The organism is Saccharopolyspora sp. NFXS83, from assembly GCF_026241095.1.
GTDB lineage: Bacteria > Actinomycetota > Actinomycetes > Mycobacteriales > Pseudonocardiaceae > Saccharopolyspora_C.
Genome location: NZ_JAPFGB010000035.1, coordinates 1 through 14,362 on the forward strand (window position 1 = coordinate 1; position 14,362 = coordinate 14,362).

At 72.2% G+C, this 14,362-nt stretch carries 14 protein-coding genes; 6 read left to right on the plus strand and 8 right to left on the minus strand.

What is annotated here, in order from left to right; genetic code table 11:
- Nucleotides 1-636, minus strand: a 636-nt coding sequence (locus tag OOZ19_RS26790; RefSeq protein WP_266092939.1) for an RNA polymerase sigma factor, incomplete at its 3' end; no start/stop codon positions are given.
- Nucleotides 637-1,012: 376 nt separating this feature from the next.
- Here OOZ19_RS26790 and OOZ19_RS26795 point away from each other — a divergent pair.
- The 3 genes from OOZ19_RS26795 to purE all read left to right on the plus strand — a co-directional run bounded on the left by OOZ19_RS26795 (nucleotide 1,013) and on the right by purE (nucleotide 4,191).
- Nucleotides 1,013-1,813: a hypothetical protein gene (locus tag OOZ19_RS26795; protein ID WP_266092940.1), complete on the plus strand. Its 801-nt coding sequence runs from the start codon at nucleotides 1,013-1,015 to the stop codon at nucleotides 1,811-1,813.
- A gap of 259 nt (nucleotides 1,814-2,072) precedes the next feature.
- Nucleotides 2,073-3,257, plus strand: coding sequence for a 5-(carboxyamino)imidazole ribonucleotide synthase (locus OOZ19_RS26800; RefSeq protein ID WP_266092941.1), 1,185 nt, complete (start codon nucleotides 2,073-2,075; stop codon nucleotides 3,255-3,257).
- Nucleotides 3,258-3,669: 412 nt separating this feature from the next.
- A complete protein-coding gene (purE, locus tag OOZ19_RS26805) occupies nucleotides 3,670-4,191 on the plus strand; it encodes a 5-(carboxyamino)imidazole ribonucleotide mutase (protein ID WP_266092942.1) in 522 nt (173 codons plus the stop codon).
- Nucleotides 4,192-4,241: 50 nt separating this feature from the next.
- Here purE and OOZ19_RS26810 read toward each other — a convergent pair whose 3' ends face one another.
- The 4 genes from OOZ19_RS26810 to OOZ19_RS26825 all read right to left on the minus strand — a co-directional run bounded on the left by OOZ19_RS26810 (nucleotide 4,242) and on the right by OOZ19_RS26825 (nucleotide 7,451).
- Entirely contained in the window at nucleotides 4,242-4,511 is a 270-nt protein-coding gene (locus tag OOZ19_RS26810) for a lasso peptide biosynthesis PqqD family chaperone (RefSeq protein WP_266092943.1), read from the minus strand.
- The gene (locus tag OOZ19_RS26815; RefSeq protein WP_266092944.1) at nucleotides 4,489-6,294 is read right to left on the minus strand and encodes an asparagine synthase-related protein; all 1,806 of its coding nucleotides are present in this window, start codon (nucleotides 6,292-6,294) and stop codon (nucleotides 4,489-4,491) included. The genes OOZ19_RS26810 and OOZ19_RS26815 overlap by 23 nt, the downstream gene beginning before the upstream one ends.
- A 41-nt stretch (nucleotides 6,295-6,335) precedes the next feature.
- On the minus strand, nucleotides 6,336-6,467 hold the full coding sequence (locus OOZ19_RS26820; RefSeq protein WP_266092945.1) for a hypothetical protein: 132 nt from the start codon (nucleotides 6,465-6,467) through the stop codon (nucleotides 6,336-6,338).
- A 201-nt stretch (nucleotides 6,468-6,668) separates the two neighbouring features.
- A complete protein-coding gene (locus OOZ19_RS26825) occupies nucleotides 6,669-7,451 on the minus strand; it encodes a thioesterase family protein (protein ID WP_266092946.1) in 783 nt (260 codons plus the stop codon).
- Between the two features lie 192 nt (nucleotides 7,452-7,643).
- On the opposite strand from OOZ19_RS26825, the gene OOZ19_RS26830 reads away from it, so the two are divergent.
- Nucleotides 7,644-8,078 (plus strand): DoxX family protein, encoded by a 435-nt coding sequence (locus OOZ19_RS26830; protein WP_266092947.1) that lies wholly within the window; start codon nucleotides 7,644-7,646, stop codon nucleotides 8,076-8,078.
- Nucleotides 8,079-8,207: 129 nt separating this feature from the next.
- Here OOZ19_RS26830 and OOZ19_RS26835 read toward each other — a convergent pair whose 3' ends face one another.
- The 3 genes from OOZ19_RS26835 to OOZ19_RS26845 form a co-directional block, all read right to left on the minus strand.
- Complete coding sequence (locus tag OOZ19_RS26835) at nucleotides 8,208-8,921, minus strand: TIGR03089 family protein (RefSeq protein WP_266092948.1); 714 nt, start codon at nucleotides 8,919-8,921, stop codon at nucleotides 8,208-8,210.
- Between the two features lie 50 nt (nucleotides 8,922-8,971).
- Entirely contained in the window at nucleotides 8,972-10,219 is a 1,248-nt protein-coding gene (locus OOZ19_RS26840; protein ID WP_266092949.1) for an LCP family protein, read from the minus strand.
- 146 nt (nucleotides 10,220-10,365) lie between these two features.
- Nucleotides 10,366-11,814 carry an LCP family protein gene (locus OOZ19_RS26845; protein ID WP_266092950.1) on the minus strand — a complete coding sequence of 483 codons (1,449 nt, stop codon included), beginning with the start codon at nucleotides 11,812-11,814 and terminating at the stop codon, nucleotides 10,366-10,368.
- Nucleotides 11,815-12,414: 600 nt separating this feature from the next.
- Here OOZ19_RS26845 and rfbB point away from each other — a divergent pair.
- Both rfbB and rfbD read left to right on the plus strand, forming a co-directional pair.
- Entirely contained in the window at nucleotides 12,415-13,404 is a 990-nt protein-coding gene (rfbB, locus tag OOZ19_RS26850; protein WP_266092951.1) for a dTDP-glucose 4,6-dehydratase, read from the plus strand.
- Nucleotides 13,401-14,333: a dTDP-4-dehydrorhamnose reductase gene (gene rfbD, locus OOZ19_RS26855; protein WP_266092952.1), complete on the plus strand. Its 933-nt coding sequence runs from the start codon at nucleotides 13,401-13,403 to the stop codon at nucleotides 14,331-14,333. The genes rfbB and rfbD overlap by 4 nt, the downstream gene beginning before the upstream one ends.
- The last annotated feature ends 29 nt before the right edge of the window (nucleotides 14,334-14,362 follow it).

Sequence of the window (14,362 nt, forward strand, 5' to 3'; positions counted from 1 at the left end):
CGCCCCGAGCCGGTCCGCCGCGGCGCGGCAGGAGGCCACGCCGGGCTCGTCGTCGTCCAGCGAGCTCAGGTGCACCTGCAGGTACGCCTGCCGCAAGCCCTCGCGGGCCCGGTAGGCGAGCGCGGACACCCCGTTCGGCGTGAGCCCGAGCAGCGGGCCGACCTGGGCGGGCGTCTCGCCTTCGACCTCGATGTGCCACAGGACCGTCTTCCAGCGCTCCGGCAGCCGTGCGAAGGCGCGCGCGGCCATCGACCGCTCCAGCCCGTCGAGCGCGGTGTCGGTGAACGGCACGCTCACCTCGGCGCCGGAGACCTCGGTGACGTCCTCGGCCAGCTGCACCTTGCGTTCCCGCCGGGTGCGGTCGTAGGCGACGTGGCGCAGCGCGGTCAGCAGGTAGGCGCGGAACGCGGTGGTCGGGCCGCGCCCGCCGCGCAACGTGGACAGCACCTTCGCGAACGCCTCGGACACCAGGTCGTCGGCCTCGGCCTGCGATCTCGCGACCTGCCTGGCCATGTTGTGCGCGGAGGCGACGTGGCGTTCGTAGAGCGTCCCGTAGGCCTCCGTCGAACCGTGCCGGACGGCTTCGATCAGCTCGCCGTCGCTGGGACCCTGCGCTTCGGCCGGGGCTGTGGCCACGCCGCACCTTCCTTTGTGTGGTCCGCTGTCCGGGATTGCCATCGTTCGGGGTTTCTGTCGCTGTTCGGCTCCGCGGGCCAGGAGAACCCGGTGCGCAGCCTCGGTCGGGGCGCAGGCGGGACTCCGGCCGGCACGTCGGTCCCCTCGCCGGGGCAGGCCGTCTCGTGATCGCGCGGTCCGGCGACCGGCCCTGTCCGGACACCGCCGATCGGAGCAGATCGGCTTTATCGAACCATTCGCGCCACCGGCCGTCGATCCGCCAACGTGATGCGAATCAGCGCCGCGACCATTGTGATCGACGCCTCCGGGAGCCGTGCACGCAGTGTTCCGTCATGACCGAACGCGCAGGTCGTCTCCCCGGTGAAAGGGGGTCAGGATGAGCAATTGGATTCAGGGCTGCAACGGGGTCGATCGGGCGTTGCGGATGCGCTGGCGCACGGCGAGCCTCGCCGCGGGCTGGCCGTTCCCGAGCGACTGGGGTGTGCGGGCGGTGGACGCGGTGTGCCGGGCCGTGGCGCTGGGCGAGGACTTGACCGAGCCGCTGGGCAGGCTCGGAGCAGCGCGCGCGGAGGCGGGTGTCGGGCTGGCTGAGGCGCTGCTGGACGTGGCGGCGCTGCACGCGGTGAGCATCGACGACGGCACGGACGGCCTGGTCTCGCCCGATCAGGACGCGGTGCCCGCCTGGTTGCTGCGCCCGGTGGCGCTCGGCTGGGCCGACGTGCAGGCCGAGTACACCGTGGGACGCGAGGTGCAGGACCCGCTGACGGGCCTGACCACGGCGTCCTACCTGCGCACCCGGTTGCACGAGGTGTACCGGGGAGCGTTCGCGGCGGGCAGGTCCGTCGACACCGACCACGTGCTGATCACGGTGTCGCTGGACATCTCCCCGGAAACGGGCGGCTACCCGCTGATGATGGCGATGGTGCTGGCCGCGGACGTGCTCCGGGAGGTGTTCGACTCGGGCGAGACCGTGTCGCTGCTGCGCTCCGGCACGGCCGCCGTCCTGGCCCCCCGCGAGCCGTGCCTGCGGGCCCGCTGCGACCGGGTCCGGGTGCTGGTGCACCGCCGGATAGCCGCCGACCCGGCCCTGCACCCGGTGGGCCCCGTCCGAGTCCGCCAAGAACCACTTCCGACGGATCACCCCACGGCCTGCGCCATGCTCGGCACCCTCGACTGACACGAGAACCGGCCGAAGGCCCGGGCCTTGCGGCGAAGCCGTGCTTTGCGGCGAAGCCGTGCCTGGATGCGCGAAGCGCACGGCCCACGTCGAAAAGCTGGTCACCCGCGGGTTCTCAGCGTTTCTCTCGCGAGGACAGCGATGTCGTGTGCGGCGGAGCCGCTCGCGAGATTGATCCCGCAGCGAGAGGAACGCTGAGGTTCCGCCACCCGACCACCAACGCAGAATGACCGGGGCCACGAAGTAGGATCCCCTGCTCGTGGACCATCGCACTCGTACTCCCGTCGTCGGCATGATCGGTGGTGGGCAGCTCGCGCGGATGACCCACCAGGCCGCCATCCCCCTGGGCCAGTCCTTGAAGGTGCTGGCCGTCTCCCCGGAGGACCCGGCGGCGCTGGTCGCGCCGGACGTTCAGCTCGGTGCGCACACCGACCTGGACGCGCTGCGCACCTTCGCGCAGGGTTGCGACGCCGTCACCTTCGACCACGAGCACGTGCCGGGCGAGCACCTGCGCGAGCTCGTCGCCGCCGGTGTCGCCGTGCATCCCGGGCCGGACGCGTTGCTGCACGCGCAGGACAAGCTGGTGATGCGTCGCAAGCTCGCCGAGCTGGGCCTGCCGGTGCCGCCGTTCGCCGAGGTCACCGAGGTCGCGCAGGTGCTGGAGTTCGGCGCCGAGCACGGCTGGCCGTGCGTGCTCAAGACCGCCCGCGGCGGCTACGACGGGCGCGGCGTGTGGACGTTGAACACCCCGCAGAGCGCGGAGCGCGTCGTCGGCGAGCTCTTGGAGGGCGGTGCTCCGCTGCTGGTCGAGCAGCGGGTGCCGCTGCGCCGGGAACTGGCGGCGCTGGTGGCGCGGTCCCCGTTCGGGCAAGGCGCGGCGTGGCCGCTGGTGGAAACGGTGCAGTCGGACGGGATCTGCGTGCAGGTCCTCGCGCCCGCCCCCGACTCGTCCGAGCAGTTGCGCAACGAGGCCCAGGACATGGCGCTGCACATCGCCGACGCCCTGGGCGTCGTCGGGGTGCTCGCCGTGGAGCTGTTCGAGACCGACGACGGGCTCGTCATCAACGAGCTGGCGATGCGCCCGCACAACTCGGGGCACTTCAGCATCGAAGGCGCTCGGACCTCGCAGTTCGAGCAGCACCTGCGCGCCGTGCTGGACTACCCGCTGGGCAGCACCGCGCTGACCGCTCCGGCCGTGGTGATGGCGAACGTCCTGGGCGCTCCGACCGAGCCGAAGATGGGCGTGGACGAGCGGATGCACCACCTGTTCGCACGGTTCCCGCACGCGAAGGTCCACCTGTACGGCAAGGCCGAACGCCCCGGCCGCAAGGTCGGGCACGTGACCGTCCTCGGCGACGAGATGGCCTCGACCCGCCGGGAGGCGGACCTCGCCGCCCACTTCCTCTCCCACGGCGAGTGGGCAGACGGGCACCCGGTGCACTGACGTCGGTTTCTCGGGCTCGTTTTGCTCGGGTGGTTGGGTGGCGGAACCTCAGCGGCTTCCTCGCTGCGGGATCTTTTTCCCGAGTGGCTCCGCCACGAGGGAAAAAGCTGTCCTCGCGAGGAAGCCGCTGAGAACCCGCGGGTGAGCGGCTTTTCGACGTGGGCTAAAGCGCTTCGCGCTTTACAGGCACGGCCTTCGGCCGCAAGGCAGGCTTCGCTTCGCTCGCCCACTGCACGGCTTCGCCGCTGAAGGTGCTGGGATCGGGTTCAGGCCGGGGTTCGGGTGCCTTCGGGGCTGCTGGTGAGATGGGCGGGTGGGGCGCGCACGTGCGGCGCCGAGACGATCAAGGGGGAAGGCGGGGTCGGCCGGTGCGGCGAAGGCTCCGCTTCCCGGTGTGGGAGAGGAACCGGAGATGACGCAGCAGCGGCCACTGGTCGGCGTGATCATGGGCAGTGACTCGGACTGGCCGGTGATGCAGGCGGCGGGGCAGGCCCTCGCTGAGTTCGACGTGCCCTTCGAGGCCGGTGTGTACTCGGCGCACCGCACACCGCAGCGGATGCTGGACTACGCCCGCGACGCCGCCGACCGCGGCCTGCGGGTGATCATCGCCGGGGCGGGGGGAGCCGCGCACCTGCCGGGCATGGTCGCCTCCGCGACCGTGCTGCCGGTGATCGGGGTGCCGGTGCCGCTCAAGCACCTCGACGGCATGGACTCGCTGCTGTCGATCGTGCAGATGCCCGCGGGCGTGCCGGTCGCGACCGTGTCGGTCGGCGGAGCGCGCAACGCGGGGCTGCTCGCGGTCCGCACGCTTGCCGCGGACTCGGGTGAGCTGGGCGTCCGGCTGCGGGCCGCCATGGCGACCTTCCAGGCGGACCTGGAGGCGATGGTCCACGACAAGCACACGGCTCTTCAGGACCGCGTCGGCGAATCCTGAGCACCGCGCCCGGTGAGCGCCCGCGGATGCGGGCGCTCACCGGTGATCCGTCATTCCTGGCCGGTGGATTCCAGCAGGGTGGCGGTGCGGAGCCGTTCGACGATCGCGGTCACGTCGTGCCTGGCGACGTGGGCCGGGATGCGGTGCCGGTCGGCGAGCTCGTTGGCGATGCGGTCGGCGTCCTGGCCGATCAGCAGGCCGCGCAGCACCTGGGTGCCGGTCCGGTTGAGCCGCCAGCGGCGGCCGGTGCGTTCGTCGAGCAGCACGGTTCCGTCGGTGACGTCGGTGGGGTCGACGTCAGGACGCAGTCGCAGGTGCATCGGTCCTCCCAGCGGAGCCTCGGGTGACGCCGCGCAACCAGGTCTCGCAGCCCAGCAGGTGCTCCAAGGCGACCAGGGTGCTCGGCCCGACGTGCGGCGCCAGCAGGTGCCTGCGCAGCACACCGGTGTCGATGAGGCCGTGCACCGCGAGTTCGGAGTCGGCGAACAGCGCCAGGATCGCGTTGCGGTTGCGGCGGAAACCGATGTGCACGTCCGCGCCGATCCCCGATTCCGGTGCGCCCGCCTTCGCCGAGCGGTGCAGCACCGCGTCCGGTGCGGTGCCGCGCACGGCCTCGGCCAGCAGTGGCTTGTACCGCCAGGGTGACGCCCGTTCGTCGGGGCGTACGGCGATCGCCGCCTCCACCACCCGGTCGTCGTAGTACGGCAGTTCCAGCCGCACTCCGGATTCCGCGTAGCACCGGGCGAACTGCCGGTAGGCGGGTGCCGCCGTGCGCAGCGCCGCGAGCAGCTGGTGCTGCCCGCGGTGGGCCGACAGCGGCTCGGCCGCCAGCGCCGCGCCGCGCAACGCCGAACGAGCCGCGGCGACGGTCTCCGCGCTCGCCCACGGAGCCGCGCGCAGCGGTGCCACGCCCCAGTCGAGCGCGGGCGGCTGCGTCGCGGGTGGCGGCGCGGTGAGGCGGTCGGCCTGCTCCCGCCACCAGTGCGACACGTCGTGCGCGGCGAACAGCGCGGACACCGTCGGCAGCAGCGGCCACCGGTGGCGCGTGCGGTAACCGCGCAACTGCCGAATCGTTTTCACCGGCCGGTTCCGCAGCAGCGAATGCAGATATCCGGGTGGCCCGTGGAAAAGTTCGTCGCCACCGAAACCGGCGAGCTGGCGGTGCACGCCGTGTTCGGCCAGGAACTCCCCGCACCGGTGAATTCTGGCGAGGCCGTGGAAAAGCGGCGACGGCTGCTCCTGGCCCATCGCGGTGCCGGGGTCGTCGAATGCCGACGGCATCTCCCGCGGGTGCAGCACCAGGTGTTCGGCGGTGGGCAATTGCTCGGCGGATTCGGCGGCGAGCCGGCTGTGCTCGTTTTCGGTGTCGGATTCCCGGCGGTTCAACGTGACCAGTTCCGGATTCCGCTCGGCGGCGAGGAAGCACAGCGAGGTCGAATCCATTCCGCCGGAGAGGTCCGCGCCGGACCGGCCCTCGGTGCGGTTCCCCACCGCCGCGTCGAGCGCCTCCCTGGTGATCCGGGCGCCGCGCCGCAGCGGGACGTCCGGTTCCGGTGGGCGCCACCAGCGCACCTGGTGCGCGCGGTCGGCCTCGATCCGCAGGTACGAGCCGGGCGGCACGGCCCGCACCCCGGACCACGCGGTGCGCTCGTCCAGCGGCGGCCCCACCGGTCCGGCGGCCACCCGCAGCGCCAGCGCGTGCTCGTCGATGCCCGTGCCGGCCAGCTCCGCGAGCAGGTCGGCACGGTCACCGGCGATCGGCACGCCGTCGATCCGGGTGTGGAACACCTGCCGCAACCCGGAGATCCCGCCCTGCACGCGCACGTCACCGCCGACCGAGGCGGCGAGGTGCACGCCGCCCGGCAGCCGGTGCAGCACCGCGTCCAGGTCGGTGATCGAGCGCAGCCCGCGCACGATGGACGCGAGCCGGGTGGCGTCGATCGGGCAGTGCCCCAGCAGCGCCACCCGGACCGGGCCGAGCGACGCGGGGACCAGGTCCTCGAGGACGAAATGACCTACCAGCCACGGATTTCCCGAGTCGTGCGCGAGCACGATGCGGCCTTGCGGGGAGAACCGGTCGACCACCTTTTGCAGGCCCGGCACGTCGGGCAGGGTGATCCACCCTGATTGATGGTGGCGCATGCTCATTCCATTCTTGGGTCGGTCCGGGTCACCGAGCACGTCGGGAATGAATTCACCGAGGAGCTCTCGGGTAATTCCACGATTTCCACCAGGGTGGGAGTTTCGTAGTTCTCCGAGGTGAGCTGCTCGTCCATCAATGCCTCCGCAGCGGTTCGTCGGCATGGATTCATGCCGACGATCACACTGCTAGGTGGCTGGAGGGGGCACAATGCCTCCGGGTCCAGGATGACCCCATTCGGTGAAATAAGTACTAGTCACGTAACGAATGCGCGGGGTGAAATGCGATCCGTATCGGGAGGACCGTCTCGTTCCCGGAGGCCGGGCGGTGTGCGAGCTCAGCCCAGCCGGTGCGCCAGGACCGCTTCGTGGGCGGTGCCGATCGGCCCGCGTTCGTCGAACAGCCGGGCGCGGGTCACGCCGATGCCGGTGGGTTCGACGGTGCGGTCCATCTCCATGCCGAGCCATTCGCCGGCGGGTTCGCGGTGCAGGTACAGGGTGATGTCGCTGTTGATCCACGGCCCGAACAGGGTGCCGATGGGGCTGCCCGCGCTGATGCAGTCCACCAGGATCGCGACCTGGGACAGCGGGCTGGTCCGCTCGCCGGTGAGCAGGGGCAGCGGCATCCGCATCCAGGCTTGGGCGGGGGAGCCGGAGAACTGGTCGCGCACCCAGCGGACCTGCACCACGTCGTGCACGCCCCACCGTAGCCCGAGGCCGCCCGGCAGCAGCGAGGTCTCGGCGATGTCGCCGGGCCCGGCGAACGGCGTGCGTTCGACCTCGGGTTCGCCGTCGGCTTCGCTGCGCCGCAGCACGTGCGCCGTCGCGTGCGTGACCTCGGTGCCGCCTTGGCTGAGAATGATCTCGACGATCCGCAGCCGTTTGCCGCTGCGGATGGTGCGGGTGGCCACGGCGATGCCGCTGCGGGGCACGGGCCGGTGCAGGTCGACGGTGAGCCGGGCGACGAACAGGTCGGGTTCGTCGAGGGTGTGCTCGACCGCGCGGGCGACCAGTCCGGCGATCGGGCCGCCACCGGTGAGCTCGCCCCACGGGTTGCCCGCGGCCTCGGTGGGCACGAAGCAGTCGCCGTCGCGGAGGAACAAGGTCTCGTCAGCACGCACGCCCCGATGCTACTCATCAGTATCTTACTTTGGGTAGATGCGGCGAGCTGCGGCGTTCGGGCGACATCGCCCACCGGCGTCCGGGCGAACTTGGGGCGCGGACGGGGTGAACGGCATCTCAACCGCTTTTATTTGAAGGTTCATGTATATGCTGGAGCGTCGATACCCCGAGCGTTTGTGAAAGGTGAGCTGATGCAGCACCGTCTCCGCGACGTCACCGTCCTGCTGGCCAGGTTGGTCGTCGGCGTGACCTTCGTCTTGCACGCGTACCAGAAGTTCGTGCTCAACGGCATGTCCGGTGTCGGCGCCGGTTTCGAGCAGATGGGCATCCCGCTGCCCACCGCCGCGGCCTGGTTCACCGCGCTGGTCGAACTGCTCGGCGGCCTCGCGCTGATCCTCGGCGTGCTGATGCCCGTCGCGGGCGTGCTGCTGGCCGCGGTCATGCTCGGCGCGCTGGTGACCGCGCACCTCGGCAGCGGATTCTTCTCCACCGACGGCGGATTCGAATACGTGCTGGTGCTCGCCGCGACGAGCCTCGCCCTCGGCTTCAGCGGGACGAAGTACACGCTGCAGGGCCTGTTCCAGAACCGCGACGCCGCGCAGCGCCAGGAGACCGTCGACGCGTGATCGAGACCTGCGGCGGTCGAGCCGCGCGGCCGGGCCCGCCGCGGGCAGGCTGCGGCCCGCGGCGGCGGCCCGGCTCGACCGGAGGTTCCCCGGAGCGCGGAGATCGCGGCTCCGGGGAACCCGCCGGGGTCAGCCGTCGAGCTCGACGGTGGTCTTCTCGTCGGAGCGGCGCCGCTCGGCCTTCGCCGGGTCCGGATTGCTGACCTGCACCAGCGAACCCTGCGCCGACAGCACCGCCAGCAGCCCGTCGAGCACGCCGCCCGGCAACGTCCAGTCCATCGTGGACAGAACGCGCGCCCCGGAACCGATGCCCAGCTCGGTCGCGCGCGCGGCGGCGGTCCCGAGCACCTCGTCGACGGTGGCGCCCAGCAGCGCCGGTGCGCTGCCGGGGATCGACGTGCGCGGGGCGAAGTCGTCGCCGTGCACCCGGACGTCCGAGACGTAGTCCACGACCTCGGCGGGCAGCCCGCGCACCGGCCCGCCCATCGCGTCCAGCCCCACCGCGGCCACCACGTGCGCGCCCGCGCCCGACTCGACCGCCGAACCCGGCACGAACGCGACCTCGGCGCCCTTCGGGGCGTCGACCACGTGCGCCCCGCACCACCACGAACCCAGCAGCACGCCCAGCGTCTGCCAATGCGCGGGCAGCGCCACCGACACGGGCGCCCCCGGTTCCAGGTCGAACTCGTCGACCAGCCAGTTCGCCGTCTTCGCCGCCCAGTTCGCGACGGTGGCCCTGGACAGCTCGACGCGGGCGCCGGTGGCGTCGTCGTAGTGCGTGATCAACGGCCGGGGCGGTCCCGCGGCCACCATCGGCCCGAGCAATGCCTGCGTAACGCTCATGCCCGCACCCTATGTCCGGGTCCGAGCGGACGGCTTCGGGGACGGCGCGGTCAGTTCACGCAGGGGATGCCCGCGGAGGTGATGGGCCCGGACGGTGCGGGGGCCTCGCCCTGGTGCCGGGCGGTGCCGTCGAGGTCCAGCGCAGGCCGGCCGACGACGCCGGCGGTGGGGACGAGGCCCGCGATGAAGTCGTGCACCTGCGCCGGATCCACCTTGACCACGCTCTGCCCGTGCTCGTCGCGGTCGCCGACCGAGCGCACCGGCAGCGTCACGAACCGCACGCTGCCCGAGGCCAGTCCCTGCATCTGGGCGGCGAACCCGGTGACGTCCCAGCTCTGGTCGAGCACCACCGAGCGCCGTGCCGCGTCCTGCAGCCCGGCGAGCTTCGCCGGATCGGTGAGCGTTCCGGTGGACAGCAGCTTGTTCGCCACCGCCGCCATGAACACCTGCTGGCGCACGATCCGGTCCAGGTCGCCGCGGGGCAGGCCGTGGCGCTGCCGCACGAACGCGAGCGCGTCGCCGCCGGAGATGGTCTGGCGCCCGGCGGCGAAGTCCGCGCCGGAGTCCTTGTCGGAGGTGGCCTGGTTCAGGCACACCTCGACACCGCCGAGCGCATCGGTGACCTCGTAGAACCCGAGCAGGTTCACCTCGGCGTAGCGGTCCACCCGGACACCGGCGAGGCCCTGCACGCTCTGCACCAGCGCGCGCTGGCCCGCGAGCTGCGCGCGCCGTTCCGCGTCGGCCCCCGAACCGGAGTCGCGCCGCGCCGCGGCGGCCTTCGCCAGGCCGTACACGGCGTTGATCTTCTGGGTGCCGCCGGGCATCGCCACCGAGGTGTCGCGCGGCAGCGACACCGCCGTCGGCTGCGCTCCGTCGTGCGGGACGCGCAGCAGGACCAGCGTGTCGGTGTTGAGCCCGCTGGTGCTCTCGGTGCGCAGCTCCCGCAGGACGTCCAGCGGCAGCGGCTCGCCCTGCGCGTCGGTGCGGCTGTCGTTGCCGACCAGCAGCAGATCGGTGGCGCCGTCGTCGGCAGGCGGCGCGTCCGGCGTCTCGGTGAGCACCTCGGCGCTGCTGACCTCGCCGCTGAGCCGGTCCAGCGCGGTCCACCCGGCGGCGGTGATCGCCAGCACGCCCGCCGACAGCAGCGCGAACAGCGCCCGGCCGGTGATCCGCGCGAGCCGTCGTCCCCGGCGTCGGCGGGTGGTGGGTTCTCCCCGCGGTTCGGAGGTGTCCGCCGACCGGTCCGCGGCCTGTTCGGCCGCCTGGTCCGCGTCCCGCGGAACCTGTTCGTCGGCCACGGTTCCTCCCCCGATACTGCGGCCCGTCCTCGACGGCCCGCCCCGACAGCGGGCCGACCACGAGGTTGATCCAGCTTAACCGGATCACCCCGCCGATCGGGCCTGTTGAGCCCGGTTCGGCGGGGTGATCGGTCGTGCGGTTGCGGTCAGTTCACGCAGGGAACTCCACCGGCGTTGATCGGCTGCTCCGGTCCGCCCGGCTGCTGCGCGGGCCGCGGGGCGGCCTGCCTGCCGCCGTCGAGCCGGATCTGCTTGCCGCCCGCGAAGTTCTGCGTTCCCGGACCGGCGTAATCGCTGCCCAAGTACACCTCGACGGAGCCGGCGGTGAGGTTGCTGCTCACCTTCAGCGGCAGCCCGCCGAGCGAGTCGGCGACCTGCTGGGCGACGGCCTCGTCGCCCGCCGCGTGGTAGACCAGCGAGCTCGGCATGGAGTCGGCGTTGGAGCTGCCGCCCTGGGAGAAGCCCTCCTGGCTGAGGGTGCTGAGCACTTCGCCCGCCAGGCCGGTCTTGCCGGAGGCGTTGAACACGCTGACGCTGGTGCCGCTGCGCTGCTCCTCGGCGGCCTTCGCCGCCTGCTCCTTGGCCTGGCGCTCCTCCGGGGGCAGCAGCAGGTTGTCCACGAACTGCTTGACCTCGCGGGGGTTGGCCTCGACGTCCTCGGCGCCCGATTCGCCGACGAGCTCGATGGGGATCGTCTGGAAGTCGATGTCGCCACCGGCGATACCGGACATCTGCTGGGCGAAGTCGACCACGTCCCAGCCCTGGTCCAGGACCACGGACTTCTTCAGCGCCTCCATCAGCCCGCTGAGCTTGGTGGGGTTGCTCAAGGTGCCGCCGGCGAGCATCTTGCCCGCCAGGCCGGACATGAACACCTGCTGGCGCACCACGCGGTCCAGGTCGCCGCGCGGCAGGCCGTGGCGCTGGCGCACGAACGCCAGCGCGTCGGCGCCCGCGATGGTCTGCGGGCCCGCCTCGAACACCGCGCCCGAGTAGTCGCTGTCGTCCACGTCGTCGAGCAGGCACACGTCGACGCCGCCGACGGCCGTGGTGATGTCGTGGAAGCCGAGCAGGTTGACCTCGGCGTAGTGGTCGATGCTCGCCCCGGACAGCTCCTGGATGGTCTTGATCAGGAACTTCTGGCCTTCGGCCTTGGACTGGAGTTCCAGCTGCTTGGGGTCGGTGACGCCTTCGGATTCCAGGCGGGCGCGGGCGTCGCTCTTCGCCCGGCCCATGGCCGAGTTGAGCTTCTGCTCCCCGTAACCGTTGCCGAGCTGCACCATCGTGTCGCGCGGGAAGGACACGGCGCTGGCGCGCTGACCCCCGTTGGGGATGCGCATCAGGATCATCGTGTCGGTGAGGTCGCCGCCCTCGTCATCGGTGGTGCGCAGCGACTCCAGCACGTCCTTCGGCAACGGGTTCCCGTCGGCGTCGGTGCGGCTGTCGTTGCCGATGAGCAGCACGTCGGTGGCGCCGTCGGGCGAGTTGAACCCGCTGCCGATGACGTCGCTGCCGGAGAGGCCGTTGTTCAGGTTGCGCAGCGCGCCCCACGCGTAGCCGGTGGTGCCGAGCACCAGGACCGACAGCAGGGCCACCACGGTGCGCCCGACGGTGTTGGCTCGGCGGGACGAGCCGGGGCCGTCGGAGTCGTCCGGTGGCGGTGGTGCCGGGGGCGCCGCGGGGTTGCGCGGTCCGTCGCCCGAGGAGCGCCGCGATGCCGAGCGGTCCGGCGGGGCGGGGCGCTCGGACGGTGCGGGCCGTTCGGGGGGCGCGGGGCGGCGCGGTTCGCCGCCGCTCGGTCGTCCCGCAGGTGCGGGTCCGCCTGGCCGGGGCCTGCCCGGAGGGGCAGGTGGGCCGCCCTGCGGCCCGCGCGGGGGGACGGGCCTGCCCGGCTGCCCTGGTGGGCCACCTGGCCGTCGCGACCGGTCGTCCACGCCGAATCCTCCTTGGGCCTGCCTGCGAGCGTTACACCTCGCCGGGGTGATTTTCGGCGGGGTCACCGTGCAGGCTAACGGTGATCTACCGATGGGGTTGCGCGCGGGAGGGACCATCGGTGTCACTCGATCGCCGGACACGTCTGATCACCGATTGTGGTTCGGTACCGTGCTTTCCCCGATTTCCCACGTGGCAGACTGCTCGGCGAAGACCCCGTCCGGGTCCGGATCCGCGGGTCCGTCCCACCACTTGCGGAAGGTGTCATGCGAGTTCTGATCACCGGTGGTGCCGGTTTCATCGGGTCGCACTACACGCGGCAGCTGCTCGGCGGCGCCTACCCGGAGTTCGCCGACGCCGAGGTCGTGGTGCTGGACAAGCTCACCTACGCGGGCAACAAGGCGAACCTGAGCACCGTCGCCGACGATCCCCGGCTGCGCTTCGTGCAGGGCGACATCTGCGACGCCGCGCTGGTCGGCGAGCTGATGCGCGGCGTGGACGTGGTCGTGCACTTCGCCGCCGAGTCCCACGTGGACAGATCGATCCTGGGCGCGTCGGACTTCGTGCTCACCAACGTCGTCGGTACCGACACCCTGCTGCAGGCTGCGCTGGCGGCGGAGGTGGGCAAGTTCGTGCACGTCTCCACCGACGAGGTCTACGGCTCCATCGACGAGGGCTCGTGGCCGGAGGAGCACCCGCTGGAGCCGAACTCGCCGTACTCGGCGGCCAAAGCGGGCTCCGACCTGCTGGCCCGCGCGTACTTCCGCACCCACGGGCTGCCGGTCTGCGTGACCCGCTGCTCCAACAACTACGGCCCGTACCAGTTCCCCGAGAAGATGCTGCCGCTGTTCATCACGAACCTGCTCGACGGCAAGCAGGTGCCGCTCTACGGCGACGGCGGCAACGTGCGGGACTGGCTGCACGTGACCGACCACTGCCGGGGCATCCAGCTCGTCGCCGAATCGGGGCGGCCGGGTGAGATGTACAACATCGGCGGCGGCACCGAGCTGACGAACCGGGAGCTGACCGAGCGGTTGCTGACCGAGCTCGGCGCGGACGCCTCGATGGTGCGGTCCGTGGCGGACCGCAAGGGCCACGACCGCCGCTACTCGGTGGACCACGCGAAGATCAGCGCGGAGCTCGGCTACCGGCCGACGGTCGCCTTCGACGACGGCCTGGCCGGCACGGTCCGCTGGTACCGGGAGAACCGGGCCTGGTGGGAGCCGTTGAAGTCGGCGGCTCTGGTCACCGGATGAGCTCGGTGGAACGCGGCGAGATCGCGCTGCTGGTGCCGGGAGGCCGGGGCCAGCTGGGCCGCGAGCTGCACCGCCGGGCGAAGGGGATCGCCGGGCTGGTGCACGCGCCCGGCTCGGCAGAGCTGGACATCCGCGACGCGCAGGACGTCTCGGACGAGGTGGACGCCTTCGCCGAGGCCGCGCGGGACAACAACCTGCGCCCGGTGGTGCTCAACGCCGCCGCGCACACGGCGGTGGACGCAGCGGAGAGCGAACCCGAACTGGCCGCGGCGATCAACGTGGACGGAGCGGCGGCGCTGGCCCGGGCCTGCGCGCGGCGGCGGGTTCCGCTGGTGCACCTGTCCACCGACTACGTCTTCGACGGCACCGCGGACGCGCCTTACGAGCCGACCGACGCGACGGAGCCGCGCGCGGTGTACGGGCGCACGAAGCTCGCGGGGGAGCAGGCTGTGCTCGCGGCGGCCGAGCGCGCCTGGGTGGTGCGCACGGCGTGGGTGTACGGCGCCGGGGGAGCGAACTTCGTCAAGACGATGGTCCGGCTGGCGGGGGAGCGGGACACCGTGACCGTGGTCGACGACCAGATCGGGGCGCCGACCTGGACCGGTGATCTCGCCGACGGGCTGCTGGAGCTCGCCGGCCTGCTGGCCGCGCGCCGCGATCCGGCGGAGCGGGTGCTGCACTGCACCAACGGCGGGCGGGCGAGCTGGTTCGAGTTCGCGCGCGCGGTGTTCGCCGAGATCGGCGCCGATCCGGAGCGGGTGCTGCCGTGCACCACGGCCGACTTCCCCCGTCCGGCGCCGCGGCCGGGCTATTCGGTGCTGTCGCCGCGGGCGTGGGCCGAGGCGGGCTTGAGCCCGTTGCGGGACTGGCGCAGCGCGCTGGCCGACGCCTTCCTGCAGGACGGCCCGGCGTTGCGCGGCGAGGCCTGACGGCGTCGAACGGCGCGGCCGGGCAGGCC